The sequence below is a fragment of the Sphingomonas sp. LM7 genome, assembly GCF_002002925.1.
GTDB lineage: Bacteria > Pseudomonadota > Alphaproteobacteria > Sphingomonadales > Sphingomonadaceae > Sphingomonas.
The window spans coordinates 1,394,270-1,419,809 of the sequence record NZ_CP019511.1 but is presented as its reverse complement, the minus strand read 5'-3'; the positions used below and the strand labels follow the sequence as shown (position 1 = coordinate 1,419,809).

Genomic DNA, 25,540 nt, shown 5'->3' with positions numbered 1-25,540 from the left:
GATCATGGCTTCGACCAACAGGTTCGATGCGATCGTCATCGGTTCGGGCGTCAGCGGCGGTTTCGCCGCCAAGGAACTGACCGAAAAGGGACTGCGCGTGCTGATGCTAGACCGCGGCGTGATGGTCGAGCATGGCGAGGGCTATCCGTATGACGGTAAGCCGGCATATGAGATACCGGCGCGCAACATCATGCCCAAGCCACTGACCGACAGCGACTATTTCATTGCGCGCCACGGCTATGTCGCGCCGAGCAACCAGAAATTCTACAATGACGACCGCCTGAACCCTTATGCGTTCGACGAAGGCGACAAATTCTACTGGATCCGGCCCGGCGCGGTCGGCGGCAAGTCGCTGATCTGGGGGCGCTGGAGCTTCCGCTGGGCACCGGAGGACTTCGACGCCAACAAGCGCGACGGGATCGATGGCGAGTGGCCGATCGGCTATGACGACGTCGCGCCGTGGTACAGCTATGTCGAGAAATATATCGGCGTGTCGGGTTCGCGCGAAAACTTGCCGTATCTGCCCGACAGCGAGTTCCAGCCGCCCATTCCGATGAACGTTGCGGAGAAGTGGCTCAAGCAGAACCTGGAGAGCAAGTTCCCGGGCCGCAAGCTGATCAATACGCGCCTGTCCAACATGACCGAGGATAAGCCCGAGCAGAACCGTACCAAATGCCAGTTCCGCAACCAGTGCAGCAACGGCTGCTCGTTCGGCGCCTATTTCTCGACGCAGGCAGTGACGCTGCCCGCCGCGCGCGCGACGGGGCGGCTGACGCTGCGGTCCGACGCGGTGGTCACCAACCTCGAATATGATGCCGCCAAGAAGCGCGTCACCGGAGTCCGCTTCATCGACGCGAAGACGCGGCAGGCCGAAGTGATCAATGCCGACCTCGTCTTCCTGTGCGCGTCGGCGATGGCGTCGACTCAGATCCTGATGAACTCGCGCGCACCGGGCAGCGGCCGCAGCCATTTCGACGCGAGCGGGACGCTCGGCAAATATGTGATGGATCACATCTTCCGCGTCGGGATCCAGGGCGAGATCCCGGGGATGACCGACCTTATCGAATATGGCCGGCGCCCCGGGGGCGTTTACATCCCGCGTTTCCGCAACATCGGCGGCAACGAGGATGTCGGCTTCAAGCGCGGCTATGGTTATCAGGGCGGCGCGCGGCGCGATCCCGCATCGCCGGTCGGCTTCGGCGCGTCGATGAAGCACGGCATGCGCAAATATGGCGGTTGGAAATTCGGCATGGGCGCCTTCGGCGAATGCCTGCCCTACAAGGACAACAGCGTCTCGCTGCACGCCGGAAAAGTCGATCGCTTCGGCGTGCCGCTGATGCGCTTCGATGTGCGCTTCCGCGACAACGAGCTCAAGATGATGGCCGATGCCCGAACGCAGGGTGAGGCGATGCTCAAGGCCGCGGGGCTGCTCAACGTCACCAGCTCCGAGGACGAACATGTCCCCGGCGACGCCATCCACGAAATGGGCGGCGCGCGCATGGGCGTCGATCCGGGCAAGTCGGTGCTCAACGGCTGGAGCCAGGCGCACGACGCGCCGAACCTGTACGTGACCGACGGCGCGCAGATGGCATCGGTGTCGTGCGTGAACCCCTCGCTCACCTTCATGGCGCTGACCGCGCGCGCGGCCGATCATGCCGTGAAGGGGTTGCGCGGCGGCGCCGGATAAGCGGCTAGTCGAGCCCGAGCAGTTCTTCCGAAGCGCGTGCGATATTGTGGGTGGTGTAGGGCTTCTGCACCACCGCACGCACGCGATGCTCGTCCGGGAGATTGGCCTGCTCGCCATAGCCCGAGGCGAAGAAGAACGGCACGCCCAGGTCGCTCAGCCGATCGGCGATCCCGAAACTGGTCTGGTCGCCCAGATTGATGTCGAGGATGGCGAAGTCGGGCTTCCAGCCGTCCAGCATGTCATGGGCGGCTTCGGGCGTGGACGCGGTTTCGATGCTGGCGCCGAAGCGGACGAGGATGTCCTCGGCATCGAGTGCGATGATCAGGCTGTCTTCGACAAGCAGGACCGACAGGCCGGCGAGAAGGTCGGGCTTTGCCGGCGCCTGTGACGGGTGCGGCGGGTGGTTCTTACGCGGGAGCCGAACCTCCGGTCCCTTCACGACCCTCGGCTCGGAGACGTGGCGTGCGGGGATGCAGAAGCGCGCCTGGACGCCGGCAGGGTCGTAGTCGATCGCTGCGGATCCTCCGAGGTCATAGGGGACCGAGCGCTTGATGATCGTGGTGCCGAAGCCTTTGCGGGTCGGCGCCTTCACCGCCGGCCCACCGCTTTCGGACCAGGTCAGCGTGAGATCGCCATTCTCTTCCCGCGCCCATTTGAATTCGACGATGCCGTCGCCGGACAGGCTGCCATATTTGGTCGAGTTGGTGACCAGTTCGTGGACGACCAGCGCCATCGATGAATAGGCTTGCGGGTTTAGCAGGATCGGTGGCCCTTCCGAATAAATCGAGCTTTCCTTGTGCGCGGCGAACGCCGCCGCTTCGGCGTCGATCAGCGCCTGAAGCGGAGCAGGCCCCCAATGATCGTCGGTGATCTGGTTGTGCGCGCGCGCGAGCGAATGGATGCGGCCATCGACGACGCTGACGAACTCGCGCACGACGTCGTTATCCGGCTGCGATTGGCGGACCAGCCCGCGAATTACCCCCAGGATGTTGCGAACCCGGTGGTTGAGCTCCGCGATCAACAGCTCCTGACGGGCATTGGCGTGCTGACGTTGCGCGGCGGCTTCGTCCGCCAGCCTCAGGACGACTTCGATCAAAGTCGCGCGCAGCGTCTCGGCGACGCGCTGCTCCGATGCATTGAACGGTACGGACTTGCCCTCGACCAGTTCGTGCCACTCGGCGAAGCTTTCGCGCGGGGTGAGGCGCGGCCCGTTGGGGCCATAGTCGATCGGCTTGTGCGGGTCGCCGGCCCAGCGCACGCTTTCGCGCATTTCCGAGCGGAACAGGACGACATAGTCTCGAGGCGAGCGCGAGATCGGGATCGCCAGCAATCCCGACGCGGTCTTGGAGAAACTTTCCGCCTTGTCGACCAACGATCCGATATGGTCGGTGGCGAATACCTTGCCGGCCGCAGTCGCATTGAGCGCGCGGACGATGCGGCGGAAATCGTCGGTCGGCGGAGTCTGGCCGGAAAAGGCATAATTGCCGTTGATCCACACGGCGACGCCATCGGCGGGGATGGCGCTGGTCAGGATGTCCGCGAGCCAGTCCGGATCCTTGAGGAGCGTTTCGTCCGACGCGACTGCGCCGAGCAGCTGGTCGGAAATGTCGCGTGCCCTGCGCTCATACTCCACCAGTTCGCGGCGTTCGCGGCTCTCCAGCCGCATCGAGAACATCTGCGCGAAAAGCTCGGCGACCGAGCGGCGCTCGAACGTCGGCGAACGGGGGGAATAATGATGGCAGGCGAACAGGCCCCACAGCTCGCCATCGACGAGGATCGAGATCGACAGCGATGCCTCCACCCCCATGTTCTTCAGATACTCGATATGGATCGTGGACACCGATCGCAGCACCGACAGCGACAGGTCGAGCGGCTCGCGATTGGCGTCGAGCGCCGGGACAATCGCCACCGGCACCTGACTGACGTCGCGGATCAGCCGCAGCGGGTTGCGCTTGTAGAGCGCACGCGCCTGCCGGGGGATGTCGCTGGCCGGGTAATGCAGGCCCTTGAACGAACCGATCCCGGACTTGCACGCTTCGGCGACGACTTCGCCAGCGCCATCGGCCGCAAACCGATAGACCATGACGCGGTCGTAGCCGAGCAGCGCGCGTACCTGGCGAGCGCCTTCGCGGTAGAAGGCGGCGACGTCGGGCTGGGTGTCCAGCCGGGCGATCATCGCGCGGACTGAGCCGCTGGCGTCGCCGTTGGTCTCGACCCCCGGCTCGAACTCGAGGATGATCTGCGCGCCGGCGACATGAATCGCGGCGTCGAAACATGCGTCGCTCGCTGTCGGCTTGCACGCGAACAGCCGCTCAATGGCGTCGGGCGTGGACAGCAGCGCGACGCGGTTCCTGAGATCATGGATGAGCTGCGCGGGGACGAAATCGGATAGCGGATTTCCGATCATATCCTGTGGCTCGACCCCCAGGAACCCGCCGACATTTCCCGAAACGCGGGCGACCAGCCAATCCTTGCTCAGCGCAACCAGGAAACCCACCGGCTGGATGGCGCCGAGGAGGTGAATGGGCTCTCGATCGCAGTTGGTCAGATCGACGCGAGTATTGATTTCTGCCACCCTGGACCCTTGTGCAGCATCGAAGACGGATGCAAATGCGCGAAATTCGCGCGGATGTCACCTGAGACATTCGGCGTTTTGTCGGGCGCTCTCCGTAGCTTGATCCAGATCTATTAGAGCCCGCCTTTGGTCCGCAGTGGTTGCGCTTGTGCAGGCAGCTCTCCGCTCAGGCTTCAATGAGAGCGATCCGTGAATTGCCATATGCCCCGTACAGGTCCGCATAGGGGCCGCCCAGGCCGATCAATCGCTCATGGCTTCCCAGTTCAACGATCGCACCGTCGCGGATGACGGCGATGCGATCGGCGTCGCGGATCGTGGCGAGACGGTGCGCGATGATCAGCGCCGTGCGGCCATGGCAGAGACGGCGCAGCGCGGCCTGGATCCGCCGTTCGGTGCTGATATCGACTGCGGAGGTTGCTTCGTCGAGGACGAGGACGACCGGATCCGCGAGATAGGCGCGGACGAGGCAGACGAGCTGGCGCTGGCCCTGGCTGAGGTTCGCGCCGAGCGGGCCGACCGCGGTGTGATAGCCATGGGGGAGCGCGCGGAGCACTTCGTCGGCGCCGAGCTCGCCGGCAGCGCCGATGAGTTCGGTATCGCTGACGCCGGGCTTGGCGAGGCGGAGATTGTCGAGCACGGTGCCGCCGAACAGGACATTGTCCTGCAGCACGACGCCGACCTGCCGGCGCAGGCTGGCTTCGGAGACGGTGCGGATGTCGTGGCCGTCGAGCAGCACCGCGCCGGTATCGACATCGTAGAAGCGCGTCAGCAGCTGGACGAGCGTGCTCTTGCCGTGCCCGGTGGGGCCGACGATCGCGAGCACCTCGCCGGGGGCGATGTGTAGATCGAGGTCGCGGATCACCGGTCGGCCGGGATGATAGCCGAAGCCGACGTCGCGGAAGTGGATTTCGCCCTTGAGGCGCGGAAGATCGAGCGCGTCGGAGACGTCGCGTACCTCCGGTTCGGTATCGAGCAACAGGAAGATGCGCTGGGCGCAGGCTGAGCCATTGGCGAAACGCTCGAAAAGGTCACTGAATTCCTGGAGCGGGGCGAGGAACAAGAAGACGTAGAACAGGCTCTGGGTGAGCTCACCGAGGGTAAGCGTGCCGAGCGCGATGCCGCGGCCGCCGATGACGAGGGTGAGCGCGAGACCCGCTGTGGTAAGCAGCCCGGTGAATGGCGCGAACCAGCCTGAGCGTGCGCTGCCGGCGACCAGCGCGGTGTTGAAGTCGCGAAGGAGGCCGCGGTAGCGGGTCAGATTCTCCGCCTCGCGCCCGACCTGCTTGATCAGGCGGACGCCGGCAACGGTCTCTACGAGATGCGCAGTGAAGCGGCTGCGGTTTTCGGCGACGCGGCCCCAGCTGCGCTGCGCGAGCCGCTTGAACGCGACAGTCGCGAGCAGAAGTATGGGCACTACTGCTGCTAGGCCGATAAGCAGGGTGGGGGCGATCACCCAGAGCAGTATCGCCGCCAATACCAGCCGCAGCACCGCCGACAGGAATTGCGGCGGGCATTGGATGAGCATCGGTTCGAGCGTGTCGACGTCCCGGTCGGCGCGCGACATGATCCGGCCGGCCTTGGTGCGATCGAAATAGCTGACGCTGAGCGACTGGACATGGGCGAAGACGCGGCTGCGGATTGCGCCCAGCAATTCGGTGGCGGCGCTGCCAGCGAAATATTGCGAGAGGCCGCCGAGTGCGAAGCGCAGCGTCCAGGTGGCGGCGAGCCCGAAGCAGGCGAGCGCGACGAGGCGGGCGTCGAAAGGCTGGAGCGCGCTGTCGATCACCAGCCCGATCAGCAACGGGCGGGCGAAGATTGCGAGCACCTGCACCAGCTCGATTGCGATCACCGCGGTGACCAGCCGGCGGACCGGGTGGAGCAACGGCCACAGGCGACGGAGCATGCCGCGGTCGAGCGCCTTTTTGGCGAGCTTCTCTTCGAGCTCGAGATCGGAGAGCGGGCGATCGCCCGCGAGCGCGTTCATAGCCCCATCAGCCCGCGATAGGCCGGGCTGGACGCGACCAGTTCGGCGTGCATGCCCTCCGCGGCGATCCCGCCATCGGCGAGCATGACGACGCGGTCGGCGGCGAGGATCGTCGGCAGGCGGCTCGATACGATCAGCATCGTCACGGGTCGAGTGGCGGCGTTGCGGCGGTTGCGAATATTGGCGATCGCGCGGCGTTCGGTGGCGGCGTCGAGCGCGCTGGTCGCGTCGTCCAGGATCAGCAGGTCGGCATCGGCGAGCAAGGCGCGGGCGAGGCAGAGCCGCTGGCGCTGGCCGCCGGAAAGCGTGATGCCGCGGTCGCCGACCTTGGTTTGGAGGCCATCGGGCAGGCGATCGAGCAGTTCGCCCGCCGCGGCCGCTTCGAGCGCGGCTTCGAGTTCGGCGTCGCTGGCGTGGGGCGCGGTGACGCGGAGATTGGCGGCGAGCGTGTCCGAGAAGAGGAAGCATTCCTGCGGGAGGACGTGAACGCGGCGGCGCAGTTCGGTGAGGTCGAGGTCGCGCACGTCGCGCCAGCCCGCTTGGTTGGAGCCAACCTGCACTGTGCCGGCCGCTGCCTCGATCAGGCGCGGGAAGAGCGCAGTGAGGATGCTCTTTCCCGACCCGGTGGACCCTACCAGCGCGACGATCTCGCCAGGCTCGATGTTGAGCGAGAGGTTGTGCAGGACTGCGGCGCCGTCGCCGAGCGGGGCGACCGAGACATGGTCCAGGCGGCAGCCGAGCGTCCCGGCGGGCAGAGGCTGCGTGCCCGAGACGATTTCGGGTTCGGCATCGAGCACTTCCCAGATCCGCGCCGCCGAGGCGCGGGCGTCGGCGACGATCTGGAGCAACGCGGCAATGCCTTCGATGCGCAGCACCAGCGTGTTGACGACGAGCAGGGCGCCGACCAGCGCCCCGAGATCGAGCCGGCCGTGACCGACCAGCCAGGCGCCATAGCCGAGCACCCAGGCATGGCCGAGCGCGATGACGGCTTGTGGGAGCGGGACGCTGCGCGCGGCGTGGGCGATCGCCTTGCGGGTTTCGCGGCGGAAGGTAGCGATGTGCGTGTCGAAGCGGGCAATGCGGGCGCCTTGCAGCCCGAACGCCTTGATCACCCGGACGCCGTGGACGCCCTCCGACAGATCCTGGGTTACGGCGTCATAGGCCGCGCCGATCTTGCGATCGAGCAACACCAGCGCGTCGGCCTGCGCGGCTAGCGTCGCGATCCCGCCGAGCATCAAGGCGAGCGGTACGATGCCGAGCCACGGCGAGTACCAGGCGAGCAGCGAGACCGAGATGAGCACGACCACGCCGGTTTCGAACATCTGGCGCCAGAAGTTGATCAGCGCATCGCGAACCTTGTCGGCGTCGCGGGTCATCCGGGTGACCATTTCGCCGACGCCGTGGCGCCAGTGATAGGTGAGGTCGAGCCGCTGGACCTGGATCAGGATTCGCTCGCGCAGATGGGTGAGCAATTCCTGTCCGATTGCCAGCGACAGCAGCCCGGCGCCGTATTGGACCACCGCGCGCGCCGCCGAGAGTCCGAGCAGCAGCGCGACCCAGAACCACGCCCGGCTATAGTCGAGCCCGGCGGGGCCGACGACGACCAGCTTTCCGATCCCCGCCTCATGCACCGCCTGCCCGACCAGCCCCTGCTGCGCGATCAGCGCAAGGTTCACGGCGAACAGCATCGTAGCGGTAAGCGCGAAGCGGATCGGCATGCGGCGATAGATCGCGAGGCAGCGCAGCAAGGGCGCGCCGGAGGCGACCGTCTCCGGCGCGGTGGTCGTCATCAGCATGTGCCGAGGTCAGACGGCGATACGGGCGTTCTGTGCGGCTTCGAGCGGACGCGCATCGGCCCATTGCCGCACGTCGAAGCTTTCGGGAATGAACTTCCAGCGGTGGAGGAAGTCGGTGAAGTCCTGCAGCGCGTTGAGCGATTGCTCGGCGAGGTCGGTGCGCAGCCGGGTCTGCGCGTCGCTGCCATAGGCGACCGACACCCAATATTCGCTCGCATTGGTCTCGCGCGCCAGATAGCGGCGCACCTCGTCGGGATGATCCTGCGCCCAGGCCTCGGCGCGCAGCACCTGCTCGACGATCGTCACTGCCGCGTCGAAATGATGGTCGAGCAGATGCCCGTCGATCGCGAGCGTGCGGGGCGTGCCGTTATTGGCGCGGATCAGCGGCTCGGGATGCGCGCCGGTATCGATCACGGTAGTGAGGCCGAACTGGTGCGCGACCTGCGCGCCATGGGCGCCCTTCAGGAAGATCGCATCGACTTCGCCGCGTAGCAACGCGACGACTTCCTGGTTGTTGTTGCGGCCGCGGCGGCCGGCGAGCGTGCCGGCGACCCGGGCGGCGGGTTCGTCGCTGTAATGGCTCTCGATGTTCTGATCGATCAGCTCGACATCGCCGACGTTCAATCCTTCGAGGCTGAGTGCATTCTCGAGCCCGCGCAGCGCCTGGGCGCGCGTGAAGTCGATCTCGACATGCTTCCAGTTGGGCAGGCCGAAGCGGCGGCCCTTGAGATCGCGGACGTTTTCGATCCGCGATTCGGGGCTGGCGAGGATCAGCTGGGTCTCGTCGGCCCAGGAGAGGCCGAGCAATCGCGTGTCGCGGCCGAGCGCGCGGGCGCTGATCGCGGGGATGTTGCCGCCGTGGCGCACCGAATTGCGCACCTTGTGGCTGAAATGCGATTCGCGCGTTGCGAAATCGTTCGATTCGAGGATCGATTCGACCCTGGTGCCCTGCACCTTGAATGCGTCTTCCAGCCAGCCCTGCTGAATGGCGATGCCGAGCCCGGTGGGGACGGGGCAGCGCGTATACCAGAGCGTGTCGAGCGAATTGGCCATGGGGAGTTCCTTTCAGGCGGCGGAGAGGAGGCCCGTAGGGGCGGCGGCGGCGATTGCGGGGCGGGGCAGCGCAAGGTGATCACGCAGCGTGGTGCCGGCATATTCGGTGCGGAACAGCCCGCGGCGCTGGAGCTCGGGGACGACCTGGTCGACGAACTCGTCGAGCGAACTCGGCAGCAGCGGCGGGATCAGGTTGAACCCGTCGGCTGCGCCGCGCTCGAACCAGTCCTGGATCTGGTCGGCGATGTCGGTGGGCGTGCCGATCACCACGCGGTGGCCGCGCACCGCGTTGAAGCGCAGGAAGAGCTGGCGGATGCTTAGATTCTCGCGGCGGGCGAGCGCGGTGAGCTGGCGCCAGCGGCCCTTGCCGTTCTCGGGCTCGGGGAGGTCGGGAAGGGGACCGTCGAGCGGATAGCCGCTGACGTCCTGCCCCATCAGGTTGAGCTCGCCCGAGAAATCGACGGCGGCTTCGAGCGCGGCGAACTTGTCTTGCGCCTCCTGCTTGCTGGTGCCGATCGCGAAGGACAGGCCGGGCATCACCTTGAGCGTGTCCGGATCGCGGCCATAGCGCGCCATCCTGCGTTTCACATCGGCGTAGAAGCCCTGCGCATCCTCTATGAACTGGGCGGCGGCGTAGATCATCTCGGCATATTTGGCTGCGAACTCGCGGCCGACTTCCGAATTGCCCGCCTGCGCGAACACCGGGTGGCCCTGGATCGGGCGGGCGACGTCGAGGACGCTGCTGAGGTGGAAATAGCGGCCGTCATGCTTGACCGGATGGACGTCCTTGGGATCGAGATAGAGCCCGCTCTCGCGATCGGCATGGTCGAACGCATCGTCCTCCCAGCTGTCCCACAAAGCCCGCGCGACATCGACGAACTCGGCGGCGCGCTGGTAACGCTCTGCATGGCTCGGCGGCTGGTCGATCCCGAAGCTGCTCGCCGCGCCGTCGGCGAGCGAGGAGACGATGTTCCAGCCGATCCGCCCGCCGCTAATGTGGTCGAGCGAGGCGAAGCGCCGCGCGAGCGAATAGGGATGGTCGAAATTGGTGTTGACCGTCGCGACCAGCCCGATCCTGTCGGTGACCGCGGCGAGCGCCGCGGCGAGCGTCAGCGGCTCGAAGTCGAGGAACGCGTGGCGCCGCTCGATCCCCTTGGTGCTGTCACCCGCCTGGCCGACGAAATCGGCGAAGAAGGCGACGTCGAACTTGCCGCGCTCGGCGGTCTTGGCGAGCTCGGCCCAATAGCGGAAGTCGGGCCTTCCGCTGCTGGCCGCGCCGGGCTGACGCCACGCACCGGGATGGTGGCCATGGCGCGTGAGGAATACCCCGAGGGCGAGCTGGCGCTTGGTGCTGGACATCGCGCTTACTCGGCCGCGACGGCGTTGGCGTACTGGATGGTGCCGTCGTCCGAGACGCTGGCATCGGGGGGCACGAGCTTGCCCATCTTCCATTGCTGTTCGAGCACGCCCGGGCCGAAGGGCTGCGAGCCGCCGAGCGCCTGGCCGAGGATCTGGAACTGCGCGCCTTCCTCGAGCAGGACGATGTTGTCGACGAGGTCGCGCAGGCCCTTCCAGCTCCACACCGTCGCGCCGCCATTGGCCTCGACGATGCCGGGGACCTCACGATCGGCCTCGATCGAATCGAGGATGAAGTCGACTTCGGGCTGGCGGCGGTTGATGTAGACCGGCAGCTCGCTGGTGAAGCGGAAGCGGCGGTTGGGGACGTAGAGCAGGGGCAGCGTGGAATGCGCCTGCGAATAGGCGCCGAGATGCGGGGTGTGGACGTGGCTGACTGCCTGGACGCCCTCGTGCGTGCGGAACAATTTGGCGTAGCGCGCGGCGCCGCCGGGCTTGTTGTGCCAATAGCTGTTGCCATCGAAATCGATCACCGCGGTCTGCGGCGCGTCGGGATCGTCGGCCCAGAGGCCCTGATAGTTGAAGGTGATGATCTTGTCTTCGCCGGGGATGCGCACGGCGATGAACAGCGTGCCGCTCGCCGAGATGGTGCGCGTCTCGCGCAGCAGGCGGAAGGCGCGGCGCGCGTCCTGTTCCTGCTCGGCGATGAAGGCGATGGTTGCGGGCGAAAGACCGGATTGTTCGGACATGATGGCGTCTCCTCTCAGGCGGCTTCGGTAAGGGGTTGCGCGGCGAGCGCGCGGGCGGCTTCGAGCGGGCGCGGGTCGATCCAGTCGGCGAGCGCAAAATCGGCGTCGAGGAAGCCGTGGGTGAACAGGAACTTCTTCTGCTGCTCGAACAGGGCGAGCCGTTCGGCGTCGAGCGTCGGGTGCAGCCCTTCGTGCAGGTGGCGATAGGCATGGTCGACCGCCTGCGGGGTGCCTTCGGTCTCGAATTCGAGGATGCCGCGGAGTTTGTCGGGCTCGGCCCGGACCCAGTCGGCGGCGCGCAGCGTCACTGCGAGGAAGCGGACCAGCACGTCGAAATGCTGGTCGAGCAGGTGCTGGTGGACGGTGATCGGCCGCGGCGTGCCGTTGTTGACGCGGAAGCGGCGGTCGGGGAGGGCGTCGAGGTCGAGCGCGACCGTGAGCCCCGCCTCGCGCGCATCGTCGAGCGCGGCGGCGCCCTTGACGTAGATTGCATCGACCCGGCCCGAGACGAGCGCATCGATCGGCCATAGTCGGCCGAGCCCGAAGCGGCGCGGGGCGAGATCGCGCCCGCTGCCGCCGATGTTGCGGAGGCGATCGGGCACTTCGACCAGATCGATATCGTCGAGCGTCAGGCCCGCTGAGGCAAGCGCGCCCTTGTAGCCGGCGAGCGACATGCCGCGCGCGATGCTGGTGCCGCGGACGTGGCTGGGGATGTCGTTGTGCGTCCAGCCGGGGAGCGCGAGGCGGCGGCCCTTGAGGTCGGCGGCGCTCGCGATGCCGGTGTCGGGCCGGGTGAGGATGAGCTGGCTCTCCTCGATCCAGGTAAGCCCGACCAGCCTGGTCGGTTCGCCCTGCGCGCGCGCGGCGATCGAGAGCATGTTGCCGCCCTCGCGGATCAAGGTGGGCAGGCGGTGGTCGTAATGGTGGCGGCCGAGTTCGGAGCCCGATTCCTGCAAGGTGCGCAGCGCGATGCCGTCGGCGGCGAATTCGTCGGTCAGCCAGCCGAGCTTGTAGGCGATGCCGGTCGCGGTGGGCACCGGACAACGGGTGAACCAGAGTTCTTCGAGCGGGGTCTGTGTCGCCATTGGCTTGCTCCGGTTCGTGTTGCCGAAATAAGGAGCAAAGAGCATGCCAAGGTGGGGCTGGGAGAGGGATCTTTGCCGCTGCGGCCCGGAGCGGCTTCATAGTGCGTGATATTGATCAGGCGGCGTGTTGGGTTTTCACCGCCGGGTCAGATCAGCCCGAAATTCTTGAGGTGCGTGCGCACGACATTGCGCGTGACGCCGAGCGCGGCGGCGGTCTTGATCTGGTTCGACGCGCAGCGCTCGAACGTCTCGGTGACGACGGTGCTGACCAGCCGGTCGAGCAGCGCGTCGTGCTCGCCCTTGAGCAGGGTATCGACCAGCGGGCGGACAAGGTCTTCGAGATCCGCCAGATCGGGATCGACTGGCGAGAAGGACGCTACCGGATCGGCATAGACGAAACCCGACAGGCCCAGATCGGCAACCTGGATCACACCGTCCTGACAGACGAGCGTGGCGCGGTAGATCGCATTCTCCAACTCGCGGATATTGCCCGGCCAGTCATGGCGGTAGAGCGCTTCCTCGGCGGCGGGGCCGAGATCGAGCCGGCGCGGCTGGATCTTGTCGCCATAGGTCTGGAGGAAGTGGCGGGCGAGCGGCAGGATGTCGGCGCGGCGTTCGCGCAAGGGCAGCAGCGGCAGCGTCACCACCTGGAGGCGGTAATAGAGATCCGGACGGAAGCTGCCGTTCGCCACCGATTTGTGCAGATCGACATTGGTCGCGGCGACGACGCGGACGTCGAGCGGGATCGGCGTCCGCGAACCGAGGCGGACGACTTCGCGCTCCTGCAGCACGCGCAGCAACTTGACCTGGAGCGACAGCGGCATCTCGCCGATCTCGTCGAGGAACAGGGTGCCGCCATTGGCCGCTTCGAACCAGCCGGGGCGGGCGAGGTGCGCGCCGGTATAGGCGCCCTTCTCATAGCCGAAGAGCTCGCCCTCGATCAGCGATTCCGAGAACGCGCCGCAATTGACGGCGATGAAGGGCCCGTTGGCACGGTCGCTGAGCGAATGGACATAGCGTGCGACCAGTTCCTTGCCGGTGCCGGTCTCGCCGATGACGAGGATGTTGGCTTCGCTCGGCGCGGTGCGTTCGATCAGCGGGATCAGCGCGCGTGACTGCGGATCGGAGAAGATGAAGGCGCGCGCGCGCGGCCCCACCGAGTGATGCTTTTCCGAATCGAACGCCAGCAGCGGGCGGCCGCCCGGCTGCTTGCGCGACGACAGGCCGATGTCGGCGGTTTCGACCATATGCTTGTGCGGGGCTGCGACCATAGATCCCTCCAGATCCGTTGGTGCGCACGGTAACAGTAAAAATCCTATCGATTAAGTAGGAAATAACTGGCGGGCCGTAGCTGAGCTTTACACGGCTTCCAGAGGGGCGGATCGGCGCAGTAGGGCGGCTTCGAATGGTCGCGGGTCGATCCAGCGATCGACATCGACTGCTTCGTCAAGAAAACCGTGGTGCCAGAGGAAGTTGGCCTGGTTTCGCAGCATCTCGATCCGGTCGGGAGAAAGATCGGGATGGAGCGAACGGTGGAAATCGTTGCGATAGGCGGCATCGACGGCGGGGACGCCGGCCAAGGTCTCGTGCGCCAATATGTGCCGCAGTTGCGCCAGGTTGGTCGAGGCCCAGTCGGCGGCGCGCAGCGTCTGTTCGAGGAAGCGGACGACCAGGTCGAAATGCTGCTCGATCATGTGCTCGTGGACGGTGATCGGGCGCGGCGTGCCGTTGTTCACGCGCGCGAGGCGGCTGGGATAGGCATCGAGATCGACGCCGACGGTGAGGCCCAGCCGGGCGGCGGTCTCGGCAGCGGCGGCGCCCTTCACATAGACGGCATCGACGCGCCCGTCGGCGAGCCATTCGAGCCCGAGCCACAGCCGGCGCATGCCCGCCGCGGTGGGCTGCTCGACCGGTGGGGCGGGCAGGTCGACCAGAGCCACGTCGTCGAGATCGAGCCCGCCGAGCGTGAGCGCACCCTTGATCCCGTGCAGCGCCATGCCGCGCGCGATGCTCTCGCCGCGAGTGCGTGCGAAGCCGGGCAGGGCGAAGCGCAGCCCCTTCAGGTCGGCGGGCCCCATGATCCGGGTGTCGGGGCGGACCATGATCGCCTGGCGCTCGTCGATCCAGGTGAGGCCGATCACGCGGGTGGGAGCGCCGTCGGCGCGCGCGGCGAGTGCCTGGATGTTGCCGCCCTCGCGAAACAGCGCGCGCGCCTGTTGCTCGGGATCGGACGAGACGAGGTTGAGCCCGGTTTCGAGGACGCGCTTGACCCCGATGCCGTCGCGCCCGAACGCTTCGGTCATCCAGCCGAGCGACCATGCCACGCCCGATGCCGCGGGCACCGGGCAGCGGGTGATCCAGATACATGCGGGTTTGGAGGCGGCGGTGCCTGTCGACATTCTCGTACCTCTCCCAATCGTTGCGGTTTTCGATTTCGGGCTCAGCAAACGGCATGCCAATCCGTGCGGCAAGCCAGGCGGGGCGGAGCGATGCGCAAATCGCTGCATTTCGCGCAGCCGGGTGCCCGGGACTGCGCCGAATTGCGCAGCTTGAGGGGCCGGAACCGGCAGGCGGCCTGCACGCCTCTCGCGGGTGCCGTTTGGCACGTGAAGTGCATCATCCTCCGGTAAAAGGAGATGCGCAACGTGGCGATCCAGAAACCCAAATCGATCAAGGCGTGGGCAATCGGCGCGGTGGTGCTGGTCGCCGTGGTGGCGCTGGCCGCCTTCCAGTTCCGCGGCAGTGGGGGAGCGCAGTCGAAGACCGTAACGATCGCCGGGATCGCCTACCCGTTCGAGGGCAGGCAGGTCTATAACGGGCTGACTGGGGTGGTGATCCGCGACGGCTGGCTCAAGGCCGAGCTCGCCAAGCGCGGCGTCGAGCTGGCGCTGACCCCGGTGCCGACCGCGGTCGGCGGGCCGCTGATCAACGAAGGCTTTTCGGGCAAGCGGATCGACTTCGCCGCCTATGGCGACTTCCCGGCGATCATCGCGATTTCGGGCGGGGTGCCGCTCCGGCTCGTAGCGCCGACGGGGCAGGGGCTGCACAGCTATCTGGTGGTGCGCAACGGCCTGGCGGCCAAGAGCATCGGCGATCTCAAGGGCAAGCGCATCGCGCTCCACCGTGGCCGGCCGTGGGAGCTGCCCTTCTCCAAGCTGCTCGACGCAAACGGCCTCAAGCAGAGCGACTTCAAGATCGTCAATATCAACCCCGCCGCTACGCCTGCGGCTCTGGCATCGGGCAATATCGACGCGACTTTTCTGCTCTCTGACGGACTGCTGCTCGAGCAGAAGGGCGCGGGGCGGGTGATCTGGTCGACCAAACAGGGACCGGCCGATTGGCGGATGCGCGCCGAGCTGTTCGGCCGCGGCGATTTCGTCGACGACAATCCCGAGCTGACCCAGCTGGTGGTCAACGCCTATGTCCGCGCTGCGGCGTGGTCGGCGCAGGACTCCAATCGCGAGCGAGTGATCCGCGATTCCTCGCGCGGGTCGATGCCGGTCGAGATCATCGCGCGCGATTATGCCAATGACGGGATTCCGTGGCGCGAGCGCTTCTCGCCGACCTTTACCCCCGAGCTGGTCGCGCATTATCGTTCGGTCGCCGACTATGCCTTCGAGCGCGGGCTGGTGCGCAACAGGGTCGATGTCGACAAGCTGATCGACCGGCGCTTCGTCGCCCCGGCGCTGCGCGACGCCAAGCTCGAGGGATTCTGGAGCCCGACGGCGCCCGCCCCCGCCCAGGCGCAGGCCGTCGCGCCCAAGGCGTCCTGATGGCCAGCGCCGCGCTTCCTGCGCTTCCTGCGCCGCGTCGGCAGTCGCCGCTGGCGTCGCTGCTCGCGCCGGTCGTGCTGCTGGCATTGTGGCAGTTCGCCTGCCTGAGCGGGGTGTTTCCGCCGCAGGTGCTCGTCCCGCCGAGCGAAGTCGGGCGCACGCTCTGGCAGCTTGCGGAAACCGGGGAACTGCAGCGTCACATCGGCGAGAGCATGACCCGGCTGGCACTGGGCTTCGCGATCGGGGCGCTGGCGGGGCTGGCATTCGGCGCGGCGATCGCCTTGTCGCGGCTGGCCGAAGCGGCGTTCGGTCCGTTCTTCTTCGCGGTATGGCAGGTGCCGGTGATCGCGTTCGTACCGATGCTGGTGATCTTCCTGGGCATCGACGAGCAGTTCAAGGTCGCGATCGTCATCCTCGCTGCCTTCTTCCCGGTCGCGCTCGCCGCATTCGACGGGATCCGCGGCGTGCCCAAGGCGTGGTTCGAAGTCGCGCGGGTCTATCGCACCCGGCTTCCCGATCTGATCTGGCGCATCCTCGTGCCCGCTACGCTTCCCGCGGTCGTCACCGGACTGCGCGTGGCGCTGACTCGCGCCTGGGTGGTGCTGATCGCCGCCGAACTGCTCGCAGCGGACAGCGGCATCGGACAGATGATGGAGATGGGGCGGCAGATGTTCCGCATCGACGTCGTGCTCGCCGGCGTGGTTGTCAGCGGGGTGATCGGCTTCCTGCTCGATCGCGGGGCCAAGGCGATCGAGCGTCGCGCATCGCGCTGGAGGGCGGCATGAACGCGCTGCTCGCACGCGGCTGGGTCCGCGCGCTCATCGGGCTGATCGCCCCGGCGCTGTTCCTGATCTGGTGGCAGGTTCAGGCGCAGGCGGGTGGCGCGCATGCGCTGGCGTTTGCGCCGATCGAGTCGGTCGGCGCGACCTTTGTGGAGCTGGCAGTGCGGGGAAGCCTGTTCTCCGACATGGCGGCAACCTTGTGGCGAAGCCTCAGCGGTCTGGCCATCGGCGGCACGCTGGGGATCGCGCTCGGCGTGGCGATGGCGATCTGGCGGCCGCTCGATCGGCTGCTCAATCCGTTGCTTCAGGCGATCCGCCAGGTGCCGCTGATGGGCTGGCTGCCGCTGCTCGGGCTGTGGGTGGGCACGGGACAGGGGACCGAGCTGATCGTCGTCAGCCTCTCGGCCTTCTTTCCAACGCTGCTCAACAGCTTCGAAGGCGTTTCAGGCGTCGAACGGCGCTTCGTCGAGGTCGGGCAGATCTATGGCTTCACGCCGTGGCAGCGCTTCCGGCTGATCCTGCTGCCCGGCGCGATGCCACTGATTCTAACCGGGGTGACGCAGGGCCTGGCCTTTGCGTGGATCGCGTCGATCGCCAGCGAGATACTTCTCGGTGTCGGCGGGGGGCTGGGGGTGACGATGCAGCTCGCCCAGATGCAGCAGCGGATCGACATCATCCTCGTCGCGATCCTGGTCACCGCCGCGCTCGGCTTCACGATCAATCGCCTGTTCCTGCGTCTCCGCCAGCATCTGCTGCGCTGGCAGGCGCCCCTGCGCTGAAGGAGAATATCATGATCCACGAAGTGCTCGCGCGACCCGCGCCCCATAGCGGCCCTGCCGCCAGCGGCGCGCTCGCAATCCGCGATCTGCACAAGAGCTTCACGATCGCCGGCGCGCCGCGTGCGGTGCTGGCGGGAATCAACCTCGATATCCGTCCCGGGGAGTTCGTCAGCATCGTCGGCGCGTCGGGCTGCGGCAAATCGACCTTGTTGCGGCTGATCGTCGGGCTCGACGACGATTACCGCGGCGAGATCCGCCTCGACGGCGAGCGGGTGTCGACCACCAGCCTCGATCGCGGCATCGTGTTCCAGGATCACCGCCTGTTCCCGTGGATGACGCTCGAGCAGAATATCGAGCTGGCGCTGCTCAACACCGATGTGCCCAAGGCACGGCGCGCGCAGATCGTCGCCGAGCATATCGCGCTGGTGAACCTCACCGGGTTCGAGACTGCCTATCCGCATCAGCTGTCGGGCGGGATGGCGCAGCGCGCTGCGATCGCGCGCGCGCTGGTCACCGAGCCCAAGCTGCTGCTGCTCGACGAGCCGCTCGGCGCACTCGATGCGCTTACCCGGGTGCGGGTGCAGAACGAGCTGCAGCGCATCTGGATGGCGCAGCGATCGACGATGCTGATGGTTACGCACGATGTCGAGGAGGCGCTGTATCTCGGCGACCGCGTCGTGGTGATGGCGCCTGACCCTGGGCGCATCAAGCGGATCGTCGTGGTCGATCTGCCGCATCCGCGCGATCGCGCCGCGCCGCTGTTGCATCGGCTCAAGGACGAGATTCTCGCCGAACTGACCGCTGTCCCGAACGGCCCTTCGAACCTCGTCCATCTTCCTGGCCTGGAGGCACGCTGATGGCCCGCACCCCCGATCACCCCGTCGAGCCCCTGTTCGTCGATCGCTGGTCGCCGCGCAGCTTTACCGGCGAGTCCGTGCCGGATGCAGTGTTGGCAAGCGCATTCGAAGCGGCGCGCTGGGCGCCTTCAGCTTCGAACGCGCAGCCCTGGCGCTTCCTGGTCGCGCGGCATGGCGACGCGCATTGGCAGGACTTCGTGTCGTTGCTTGCGCCGCGCAACGCACTATGGGCGTCGCGGGCGTCGGCGCTGATCGTCGTGCTGTCGGAGCTGAAGGTCGAGCGCCGCGGCGCGCTGGTCGACAATGTCTCGCACAGCTTCGATGCCGGCGCGGCATGGACCAATTTCGCGCACCAGGCGCTGCTGCTCGGCTGGCATACGCACGGCATTGGCGGGTTCGATCGCGATGCAGCGCGGACGCTGCTGGCAGTACCCGAAGACTTCGCGATCGAGACGATCGTCGCGCTCGGCCGGCAGGGCGGGCTCGATACGCTCCCTGCCGATTTCCACGCCGGCGAGAGCCCGAGCAAGCGCCGGCCGATCGCCGAGAGCGTCTTCGCCGGGCGGCTCGGGGAGCCTGTCTTCGCCAGCGAAAGGGACGCGGCATGACGATCCAGACCTATTGGCAGCTCGATGTTGCGGAGGATGCCGGGCGATCCGAGCCGGGGGCGCGGCAATCCGGCCTGTTCCGCGACGTTCGTCCTGCCACGCTCAACCGCTATGACTATTACGCGCAGGTGGCGCAGGCGGCGGCGCAGACGGCGTTCGACGGCCTGTTCCTGCCGCACCGGCCGCAGTCCGACGACAGCGGAATCGTTGCCGCGGCAATCGCGCGCGAAGTGTCACGGCTGAAGCTGATTCCGGAATTCCCGGCATCGGCGGGTTCAGCGGTATATGCCGCCAAACAGGCAGTGAGCTTTCAGCGCCAGACGCAAGAACGGCTTGGCTGGGCAATCACCAATGCCGGCGAAAGTGCGGCGCGCGCCCGCGAAGGCGATCATGTGCCGGAGGACGAATTGCATGCGCGAGTCGACGAGTTCTTGACCGTCGCGCGCGGTGTCCATGCCGAACGGCCGTTCGACTTTGCCGGCAAACATTTCGAAGTGCAGGGCGGTGGCTTCCAGGAGCCGCTCAACCGCGTCGCTTTCCCCAAGGTGTTCCTTCAGGGCGAGAGCGAGGAAGCGCTCGCCCTTTCGGCACGCGTGGCGGATGTGCATCTGTTCGCTGCGGCGCCCTTGTCCAAGCTTCGCGTGTTCGTTGAGACGCTCGACGCGCTGGCGTTGCGAGCGGGCCGAGCGATCGAGTTCGGTCTTATCCAGCCGGTGCTGGCGCGCGACGATGCCGTGGATGCGCGACGCGACGCGGAGCGTGCCGGCTTCCCCGACGCGGCAATCGTCGGGACCTATGCCGACGTCGCCGAGCGGCTTGCCGATCTCGCGCGTGCCGGCTTCCGCCATTTCGTCCTCGCTGCGCCGTCCTCGCTCGAAGAGGCGTATCGCATCGGCCAGCATGTGCTTCCCCGCTTCCGCGCGCTTACCGAGCGCGTGACCGCCGCTGCCTGAGGTGCCCGCATGACCATCGATTTCTACTGGCGCCTGCCGAGCCACGGCTGTCACGGCAGCCTTCGCGACACGGCTTATGATCGCGGCGACTGGTCGCCGATCGGGCCGCGCAACGTCGCCCCCGGCCTCGATCGTAACGGCGAAGATGACGGCTTTCGCTATGTCGATCATCTCGGCGCGATCGCCAAGGCAGCGGAAAGCGTCGGCTTTATCGGTGGGTTGATCCCGTCCTTTCCCAATACCGACGATCCGTGGGTGATCTCGCCGCTGCTTGCGCGCGAGACCAAGGCGTTTCGCTTCATGATCGCGTTCCAGCCGGGGTTCCTCAACCCGGTGCACGCCGCGCGCATGTCGGCGAGCCTGCAGCGCGCGACCGGCGGGCGCACGGTGTTCAACATCATCACCGGGGGCGGCGGACCCTCGCAGCTCTGGTGGGGCGACAGCTTCAGCCATGACGACCGCTATGGCCGCACCACCGAGTTCCTCGACGTGTTCAAGGGAGTGTGGGGCGGAGAGGGTTTCTCCTATGACGGCCGCTTCTATCAGGTGCGCGATGGCGGGCTGTCGCCCTTGCTGGCGCGCGAAGAGATCCCGGAGATCTGGTTCTCGGGTTCGTCCGACGCGGCGTTGCAATCCGCGGCCAAGCACGCCGACTATTATCTCTCGTGGCTCGAGCCGTTCGACCAGCTCGCCGACAAGTTCGCGCGAGTGAAGGCGCGCACCGCGGCGCTGGGCGGCGAGCAGAAATGCGCGGTGCGCGTCGATCTGGTCGCGCGCCCGACCGAGGAGGAAGCCTGGGCCGAAGTCCGAGCCGGCTTCGAGAGCCTGAGCCCCGAGCGCCGGCAACGGGCGCGGGGTGGACCGACCGACTCCGTCGGTGCCGCGCGCCAGCAGGCGCTCAGGCCCAGCGACGCAACCCGCTATGACGAGTTGATCGTCGCACCGAACCTGTGGGGTGGGTTCAGCCTGCTGCGCGGCGGGCCGGCGCTCGGCATCGTTGGCAGCTACGAGCAATGCGCCGCGCGGCTCGACGAACTGATCGCACGCGGCACCGACGCTTTCATCCTCGCCGGCACGCCGCATCTCGAAGAGGCGTATCGCGTCGGCGAGGAAGTCCTGCCGCTGCTCGGGCGCAACGCGGGGGCATTGCTGCAAGCCGCCGAGTAACACTGGGGAATGCAAGAAGGGCGTCGGCGGCATTCCACCGGCGCCCTTTCTATGTCTGCGGGCGCGGGAGGGCGAACCCTCCCGCGCTGCTTTAGAACCGCGTGATGAACGACACGCCGTACGTCCGCGGATCGGCCCAGGCGACGGTGTCGCCGGTGATCGCCTGGGCAGCGTTGGCCGCGGGCAGCGAATGGTTGAGATACTCGGTATCGAGCAGATTGTTGACGAAGGCCGAGAGCGTGAAGCGTTCGTTCGGCGCGGTGTAGCTGATCCGCGCATTGGCGATCGTATAGCCCTTCTGGGTCAGCAGATAGCGGTTCACCGTGTCCTGCGGCGTGATGTAATAGAATTGGCGCGAGGTGTAACGTGCGTCGGCGGTGAGATCGATGCTGCCGCTGCTGGCGAGCGGGATGGTGTAAGTCGCGCTGCCGTTGAGTGTCAGCTTGGGCGCGCGGACGAAGCGCGCGCCCGACAGATCGGCGCCGCCGTTCACCACTTGCAGCTCGTCATATTTGGTGTCGAGGATGCCGACCGCGCCGGTCAGCCGCAGCCCGTCGACCGGCGTCGCTTCCAGCTCCAGTTCGGCGCCGTTGACGTGCGCCTTTTCCGCATTCTGGAGATAGGAAACGGTCGCACCTCCGACGGCGCCGGGGTTGGGGCCGACTACGTTGATTTGGACATTGTGGTAGTCATAGTGGAACAAGGTGGCGTTGAAGGTGAGGCGCCGATCGAACCATTGTGACTTATAGCCTAGCTCGAACGCATCGAGTTCCTCCGGCTCCACCGCAACCAGCGCGACGGGCAGTGTCGCGGCAGTGTTGAAACCGCCGGACTTAACGCCGTGCGAGTATTTGAAGTAGACCAAATTGTCGGGAGCGACGGTCCAGGACGGCGTCACGTCGTAGGTGAAGGCGTCCCAGGTTCTCCGCAGATCTCCGGAGAAGGTCCCGATCCCGCCAAAGCTGCCGGTATAGCTGTCCCACCAATGGGCGTAGTTGCTCCACGCAGTCGCGGCGGCGCCCGGCGAGGCGCTGCGATCGAAATCGAGCGTCTTGGTCTCGCGGGTCCAGCGCGCGCCGACCGTCAGCTTCGCCGCGTCGGTGAAGTCGAAGGTTGCGCTGCCGAACGCCGCGCCGCTCTTCGCCTTGTGGTCGTAGCGGGCCAGGCTGTACGCCGCGGGCGCAGTGCTGCCCGGCTGCGCGAGCACCGACCCCGCCGGCAGCGTCGCCGAATAGGCGTTCGAGACGATCTTCTCGTTGAAATAATAGGCGCCGAGGATCCAGTTGAGCCGGTCCGCCTGCGGGGAGGCAAGTCGAAGCTCCTGAGTCCATTGCTGGCTGCGCGCCTGGGTGTAGCTGCGTGAGATTTCGAGCGGGGTGTAGTCGCCGTCGCCGGCGCCGCGCGTCTTGAACCGCTCATAGCCGGTGATGGCGGTCAGCGAGAGCGCGCCGACGTCCCAGTCGAGATGCAGCGATCCGCCGAATTGCGAGGCGCGGGTGAATTCGCCGGCATTGGTGCTGATTTCATCCTTGTCGGTCGAGGGCGTGTAGCCGTTGCGGAACAGCCCGCTCGGTGCATAGCTCGCGGTGGTCCAATAAGTGCCGTCGGTCTGATAGTCGCGGTAATGGAGGCTCAATAGCGCCTCGAACCCCGGCGAAGGGGCAAGCGACAGCTGCCCTCGCACGACGCTGTCACGGATCGCGTTGGACTTCTCGCCGGTGAACAAATTGGTGAAGCGGCCCTCGCGGTCATCGATGCGCGCCGAGATACGGGTGGCCAGCACGCCCGGCACGATCGCAGCGCCCACGCCGGCCTCGGCGATCTTGTTATCGAAGCTGCCATATTCGAGCTTCACGTAATTCTGGTCGGCGCCGTCGGTAAGCGACGGGCGCTTCGAGATCACGTTGATCGCGCCGCCGGTGGTGTTCTTGCCCCATAAAGTGCCCTGCGGCCCGCGGAGCACTTCGACGCGCTCGATATCGAACAGCGGCAGGCCGGTGGCGCTGGCGTTGCTGATGTAGACGTCGTCGAGATAGAAACCGACCGGATTGGCGAGATCGAGTTGCTGCTGGCCGGCGCCGACTCCGCGGATCCACCAGCGTGGGCGGCCGTGCTGCTGGGTGCCTGCCGATGCGTTGGGCACGAGGTTGAGCACTTCGTTCGCCGAGCGGCCGATGCCGCCTTCGCTGAACAGCTCGGAGCTGAGCGCGGTTACCGTAGTCGGCACTTCCTGAAGGCGCTGCTCGCGGCGCTGCGCGGTGACGACGATGTCGTTGGTCCCGCGCGCAGTTTCGTTCTCGGGTTCCGGATCGCTGGTCTCCGCGGTGTCCGCCGTGACGCCCTCTTCGCGAGGCGCTGCGCCCGCGGGGGTCGCGCAGGCCAGCGTGAGCGCCAGCGCACTCGACGCTGACAGGAGAGACAGGGCAGCGCGACTGGACAGGCTGAGCAAGGTAAAATCCCCCGATTGTTGGCGCGAGAGCGCGCCGTGGTCGGGGGAGGGTTGAGCAAGCGACGTGCCACAAGGCGTAAGTATATGAAATGTATGAAATCGTGCTTTCTTCCGGGAAAAGTGGGACCCGGGCGGCTGGTGTTAACCCAACAGATTGCGTGACGCCCTGTTGCGTCTGCAACAGCGCCGTTCTCCTTGCGCCGAAGCGGCATCAGCGCGGTCGGGATTGCCGCCGCGCTGATGCTTGGGATCGAGTATCAGACGCGCTCGAGCGGAACGCGCTTTTCGCCCGGCGCGGCGCGATAGGTGGCGGCGACCTTGCGGGTGAAGGGCTTTTTCAGGATCGTCGATACGGTGACGAACTCCGCCGTTGCCGCTGCTGGTGTCAGCGTCACCAGCGTATAGCCCTTGCTGTCCTGATCGCAGAAAACGACTTCGCGGTTCGCCTCGGCTAGCGCGGTGCCGAGGCCGGGCAGTAGCGACCCATAGGACGGGCTGGTGATCGCCGTGGCGCCGAACTCCGAAGCCACCAGCGTACCGGCATCGTCGTACAGGTCGTTCGCCCAGCCGGCATGGCTGTCGCCCGCCAGCACGATCGGCTTGGAGCCCGCCCGACGGAAGGCGGCGTAGAGCCTCTCGCGCGCCGGGGGATAGCCGTCCCAAGCGTCGAAGTTGAACGGCAGGCCGGCCTTGTAGCCGGCGACAGCGGCCTGAAGCCGGTCGCGATAGACCGGCGGAAGCTTGTCGATGCGCGCCGCGAAGCCGGACAGGTCCGGGCCGGCGACGCGTGCCATCACCACCTGGTTGCCGAGCAGCTGCCATGGCTTGTTCGCGCGCGTCGAGGCGGCGAGCACGCCTTCGAGCCAGCGCTGCTGCTCGGCGCCGAGCATCTCGCGCTCGGGACGGTCGCGCTCGGCCATCACCGCGGCATATTCGCCGGGTCCCGGCGTGCCGCCTTTCACTTCGGCCTGCTGCGAACGCGCGAGCAGCCGCGTCTCGACCATGGCGAGCGTCGCCAGGTTGCCGAATTCGAAGCTGCGGTTGATCGCTTCCCAAGGCCGGCCGCGCTTGGGATCGCGGATCGGCATCCATTCGAAATAGGCCTGCATCGCCGCGGCCTTGCGCGTTTTCCAGTCGCCTTCCTTGGCGGGATCGTGGTTCTCGGCGCCGCCGATCCAGCCGTCGTTGGCGACCTCGTGATCGTCCCACACGCAGATGAACGCGGCGCGGGCGTGCGCGGCCTGCATATCGGCATCGGCCTTTACCTGGGCGTGACGGCGGCGATAATCGTCGAGCGTGACGATCTCGTGCGGCGGATCGGGCAGGCGCCCCAGCGCGCGGCCGACATCGGCGCCATATCCCTCGGCGCCATATTCGTAGATGTAATCACCAAGGTGGAGCACTGCGTCGAGACGTGGCAGTGCTGCCATGTCGGCATAGGCGTTGAACAGCCCGCCCGGATACAGCTGGCACGATGCGACGGCGAAGACGACCGTATCGACCGATCCGACCGGCAATGTGCGGAAGCGGCCGCTGGGCGAACGCTGGCCGGCGGTGACGAACCAGTACCAATAATCGCGCCCGGGTTTCAGCCGCGTGACTTCCACCTTTACCGTGTGATCGGCGGCGGCACGCGCCGTCGCCTTGCCGGTGGCGACCGGCTTGCCGTCCTGAGCCGTCGCGATGTGCCAGGTGACCGGCACGTCGCCGGACCCGGCATCCGCGGTGACGCGCGTCCAGATCACGGCGCCGTCCGCGGCGGGATCGCCGCTGGCCACGCCGTGCGCGAAGCGGCCGTCCACCGCTGCTGCCTGCGCAGCACCCGGAACCCCGAGTGCTGCGCCGCTGCCGAGCAGCGCGAGCGCGCTGCGTCGATTGATCGTCATC

19 protein-coding genes are annotated in these 25,540 nt (G+C 66.9%); 8 read left to right on the top strand and 11 right to left on the bottom strand.

The features are described from left to right. Positions 1-4: 4 nt before the first annotated feature. Positions 5-1,687, top strand: a complete 1,683-nt coding sequence (locus tag BXU08_RS06540) for a GMC family oxidoreductase (protein WP_077509326.1) — start codon at positions 5-7, stop codon at positions 1,685-1,687. Between the two features lie 4 nt (positions 1,688-1,691). On the opposite strand, the gene BXU08_RS06535 is transcribed toward BXU08_RS06540, so the two are convergent. The 9 genes from BXU08_RS06535 to BXU08_RS06495 all read right to left on the bottom strand — a co-directional run bounded on the left by BXU08_RS06535 (position 1,692) and on the right by BXU08_RS06495 (position 14,684). Then, the gene (locus tag BXU08_RS06535; protein ID WP_077509325.1) at positions 1,692-4,262 is read right to left on the bottom strand and encodes an HWE histidine kinase domain-containing protein; all 2,571 of its coding nucleotides are present in this window, start codon (positions 4,260-4,262) and stop codon (positions 1,692-1,694) included. Positions 4,263-4,428: 166 nt separating this feature from the next. Next, entirely contained in the window at positions 4,429-6,246 is a 1,818-nt protein-coding gene (locus tag BXU08_RS06530) for an ABC transporter ATP-binding protein (RefSeq protein ID WP_077509324.1), read from the bottom strand. Next, a complete protein-coding gene (locus tag BXU08_RS06525) occupies positions 6,243-8,036 on the bottom strand; it encodes an ABC transporter ATP-binding protein (protein ID WP_150125447.1) in 1,794 nt (597 codons plus the stop codon). Before BXU08_RS06525 ends, BXU08_RS06530 begins: the two co-directional genes overlap by 4 nt. Before the next feature lie 15 nt (positions 8,037-8,051). Next, the gene (locus BXU08_RS06520) at positions 8,052-9,095 is read right to left on the bottom strand and encodes an ABC transporter substrate-binding protein (RefSeq protein WP_077509322.1); all 1,044 of its coding nucleotides are present in this window, start codon (positions 9,093-9,095) and stop codon (positions 8,052-8,054) included. Positions 9,096-9,107: 12 nt separating this feature from the next. Beyond that, positions 9,108-10,454, bottom strand: coding sequence for an LLM class flavin-dependent oxidoreductase (locus BXU08_RS06515; protein ID WP_077509321.1), 1,347 nt, complete (start codon positions 10,452-10,454; stop codon positions 9,108-9,110). A 5-nt stretch (positions 10,455-10,459) separates the two neighbouring features. Beyond that, positions 10,460-11,200 carry a class II aldolase/adducin family protein gene (locus BXU08_RS06510; RefSeq protein ID WP_077509320.1) on the bottom strand — a complete coding sequence of 247 codons (741 nt, stop codon included), beginning with the start codon at positions 11,198-11,200 and terminating at the stop codon, positions 10,460-10,462. Between the two features lie 14 nt (positions 11,201-11,214). Next, a complete protein-coding gene (locus BXU08_RS06505) occupies positions 11,215-12,285 on the bottom strand; it encodes an ABC transporter substrate-binding protein (RefSeq protein WP_077509319.1) in 1,071 nt (356 codons plus the stop codon). Between the two features lie 146 nt (positions 12,286-12,431). After that, entirely contained in the window at positions 12,432-13,556 is a 1,125-nt protein-coding gene (locus BXU08_RS06500; protein WP_253190530.1) for a sigma-54-dependent Fis family transcriptional regulator, read from the bottom strand. Between the two features lie 87 nt (positions 13,557-13,643). Then, a complete protein-coding gene (locus tag BXU08_RS06495; RefSeq protein ID WP_077509317.1) occupies positions 13,644-14,684 on the bottom strand; it encodes an ABC transporter substrate-binding protein in 1,041 nt (346 codons plus the stop codon). A 246-nt stretch (positions 14,685-14,930) separates the two neighbouring features. On the opposite strand from BXU08_RS06495, the gene BXU08_RS06490 reads away from it, so the two are divergent. The 7 genes from BXU08_RS06490 to BXU08_RS06460 are packed head-to-tail and all read left to right on the top strand — an operon-like array spanning position 14,931 to position 21,204. Continuing rightward, positions 14,931-16,058 (top strand): ABC transporter substrate-binding protein, encoded by a 1,128-nt coding sequence (locus BXU08_RS06490; protein ID WP_253190529.1) that lies wholly within the window; start codon positions 14,931-14,933, stop codon positions 16,056-16,058. Then, on the top strand, positions 16,058-16,843 hold the full coding sequence (locus tag BXU08_RS06485; RefSeq protein ID WP_077509315.1) for an ABC transporter permease: 786 nt from the start codon (positions 16,058-16,060) through the stop codon (positions 16,841-16,843). The genes BXU08_RS06490 and BXU08_RS06485 overlap by 1 nt, the downstream gene beginning before the upstream one ends. Next, positions 16,840-17,619, top strand: coding sequence for an ABC transporter permease (locus tag BXU08_RS06480; RefSeq protein WP_253190528.1), 780 nt, complete (start codon positions 16,840-16,842; stop codon positions 17,617-17,619). Before BXU08_RS06485 ends, BXU08_RS06480 begins: the two co-directional genes overlap by 4 nt. An 11-nt stretch (positions 17,620-17,630) precedes the next feature. Then, on the top strand, positions 17,631-18,476 hold the full coding sequence (locus tag BXU08_RS06475; protein ID WP_077509314.1) for an ABC transporter ATP-binding protein: 846 nt from the start codon (positions 17,631-17,633) through the stop codon (positions 18,474-18,476). Beyond that, complete coding sequence (locus BXU08_RS06470) at positions 18,476-19,084, top strand: nitroreductase family protein (RefSeq protein ID WP_077509313.1); 609 nt, start codon at positions 18,476-18,478, stop codon at positions 19,082-19,084. Before BXU08_RS06475 ends, BXU08_RS06470 begins: the two co-directional genes overlap by 1 nt. After that, positions 19,081-20,037: an LLM class flavin-dependent oxidoreductase gene (locus BXU08_RS06465; RefSeq protein ID WP_077509312.1), complete on the top strand. Its 957-nt coding sequence runs from the start codon at positions 19,081-19,083 to the stop codon at positions 20,035-20,037. Before BXU08_RS06470 ends, BXU08_RS06465 begins: the two co-directional genes overlap by 4 nt. A 9-nt stretch (positions 20,038-20,046) precedes the next feature. After that, positions 20,047-21,204 carry an LLM class flavin-dependent oxidoreductase gene (locus BXU08_RS06460; RefSeq protein ID WP_077509311.1) on the top strand — a complete coding sequence of 386 codons (1,158 nt, stop codon included), beginning with the start codon at positions 20,047-20,049 and terminating at the stop codon, positions 21,202-21,204. A 91-nt stretch (positions 21,205-21,295) separates the two neighbouring features. Here the strand turns inward: BXU08_RS06460 and BXU08_RS06455 are convergent, their stop codons facing one another. Both BXU08_RS06455 and BXU08_RS06450 read right to left on the bottom strand, forming a co-directional pair. Further along, on the bottom strand, positions 21,296-23,653 hold the full coding sequence (locus BXU08_RS06455; protein WP_253190527.1) for a TonB-dependent receptor: 2,358 nt from the start codon (positions 23,651-23,653) through the stop codon (positions 21,296-21,298). A gap of 257 nt (positions 23,654-23,910) precedes the next feature. Then, positions 23,911-25,539, bottom strand: a complete 1,629-nt coding sequence (locus BXU08_RS06450) for an alkaline phosphatase (RefSeq protein WP_077509310.1) — start codon at positions 25,537-25,539, stop codon at positions 23,911-23,913. Position 25,540: the final 1 nt, after the last annotated feature.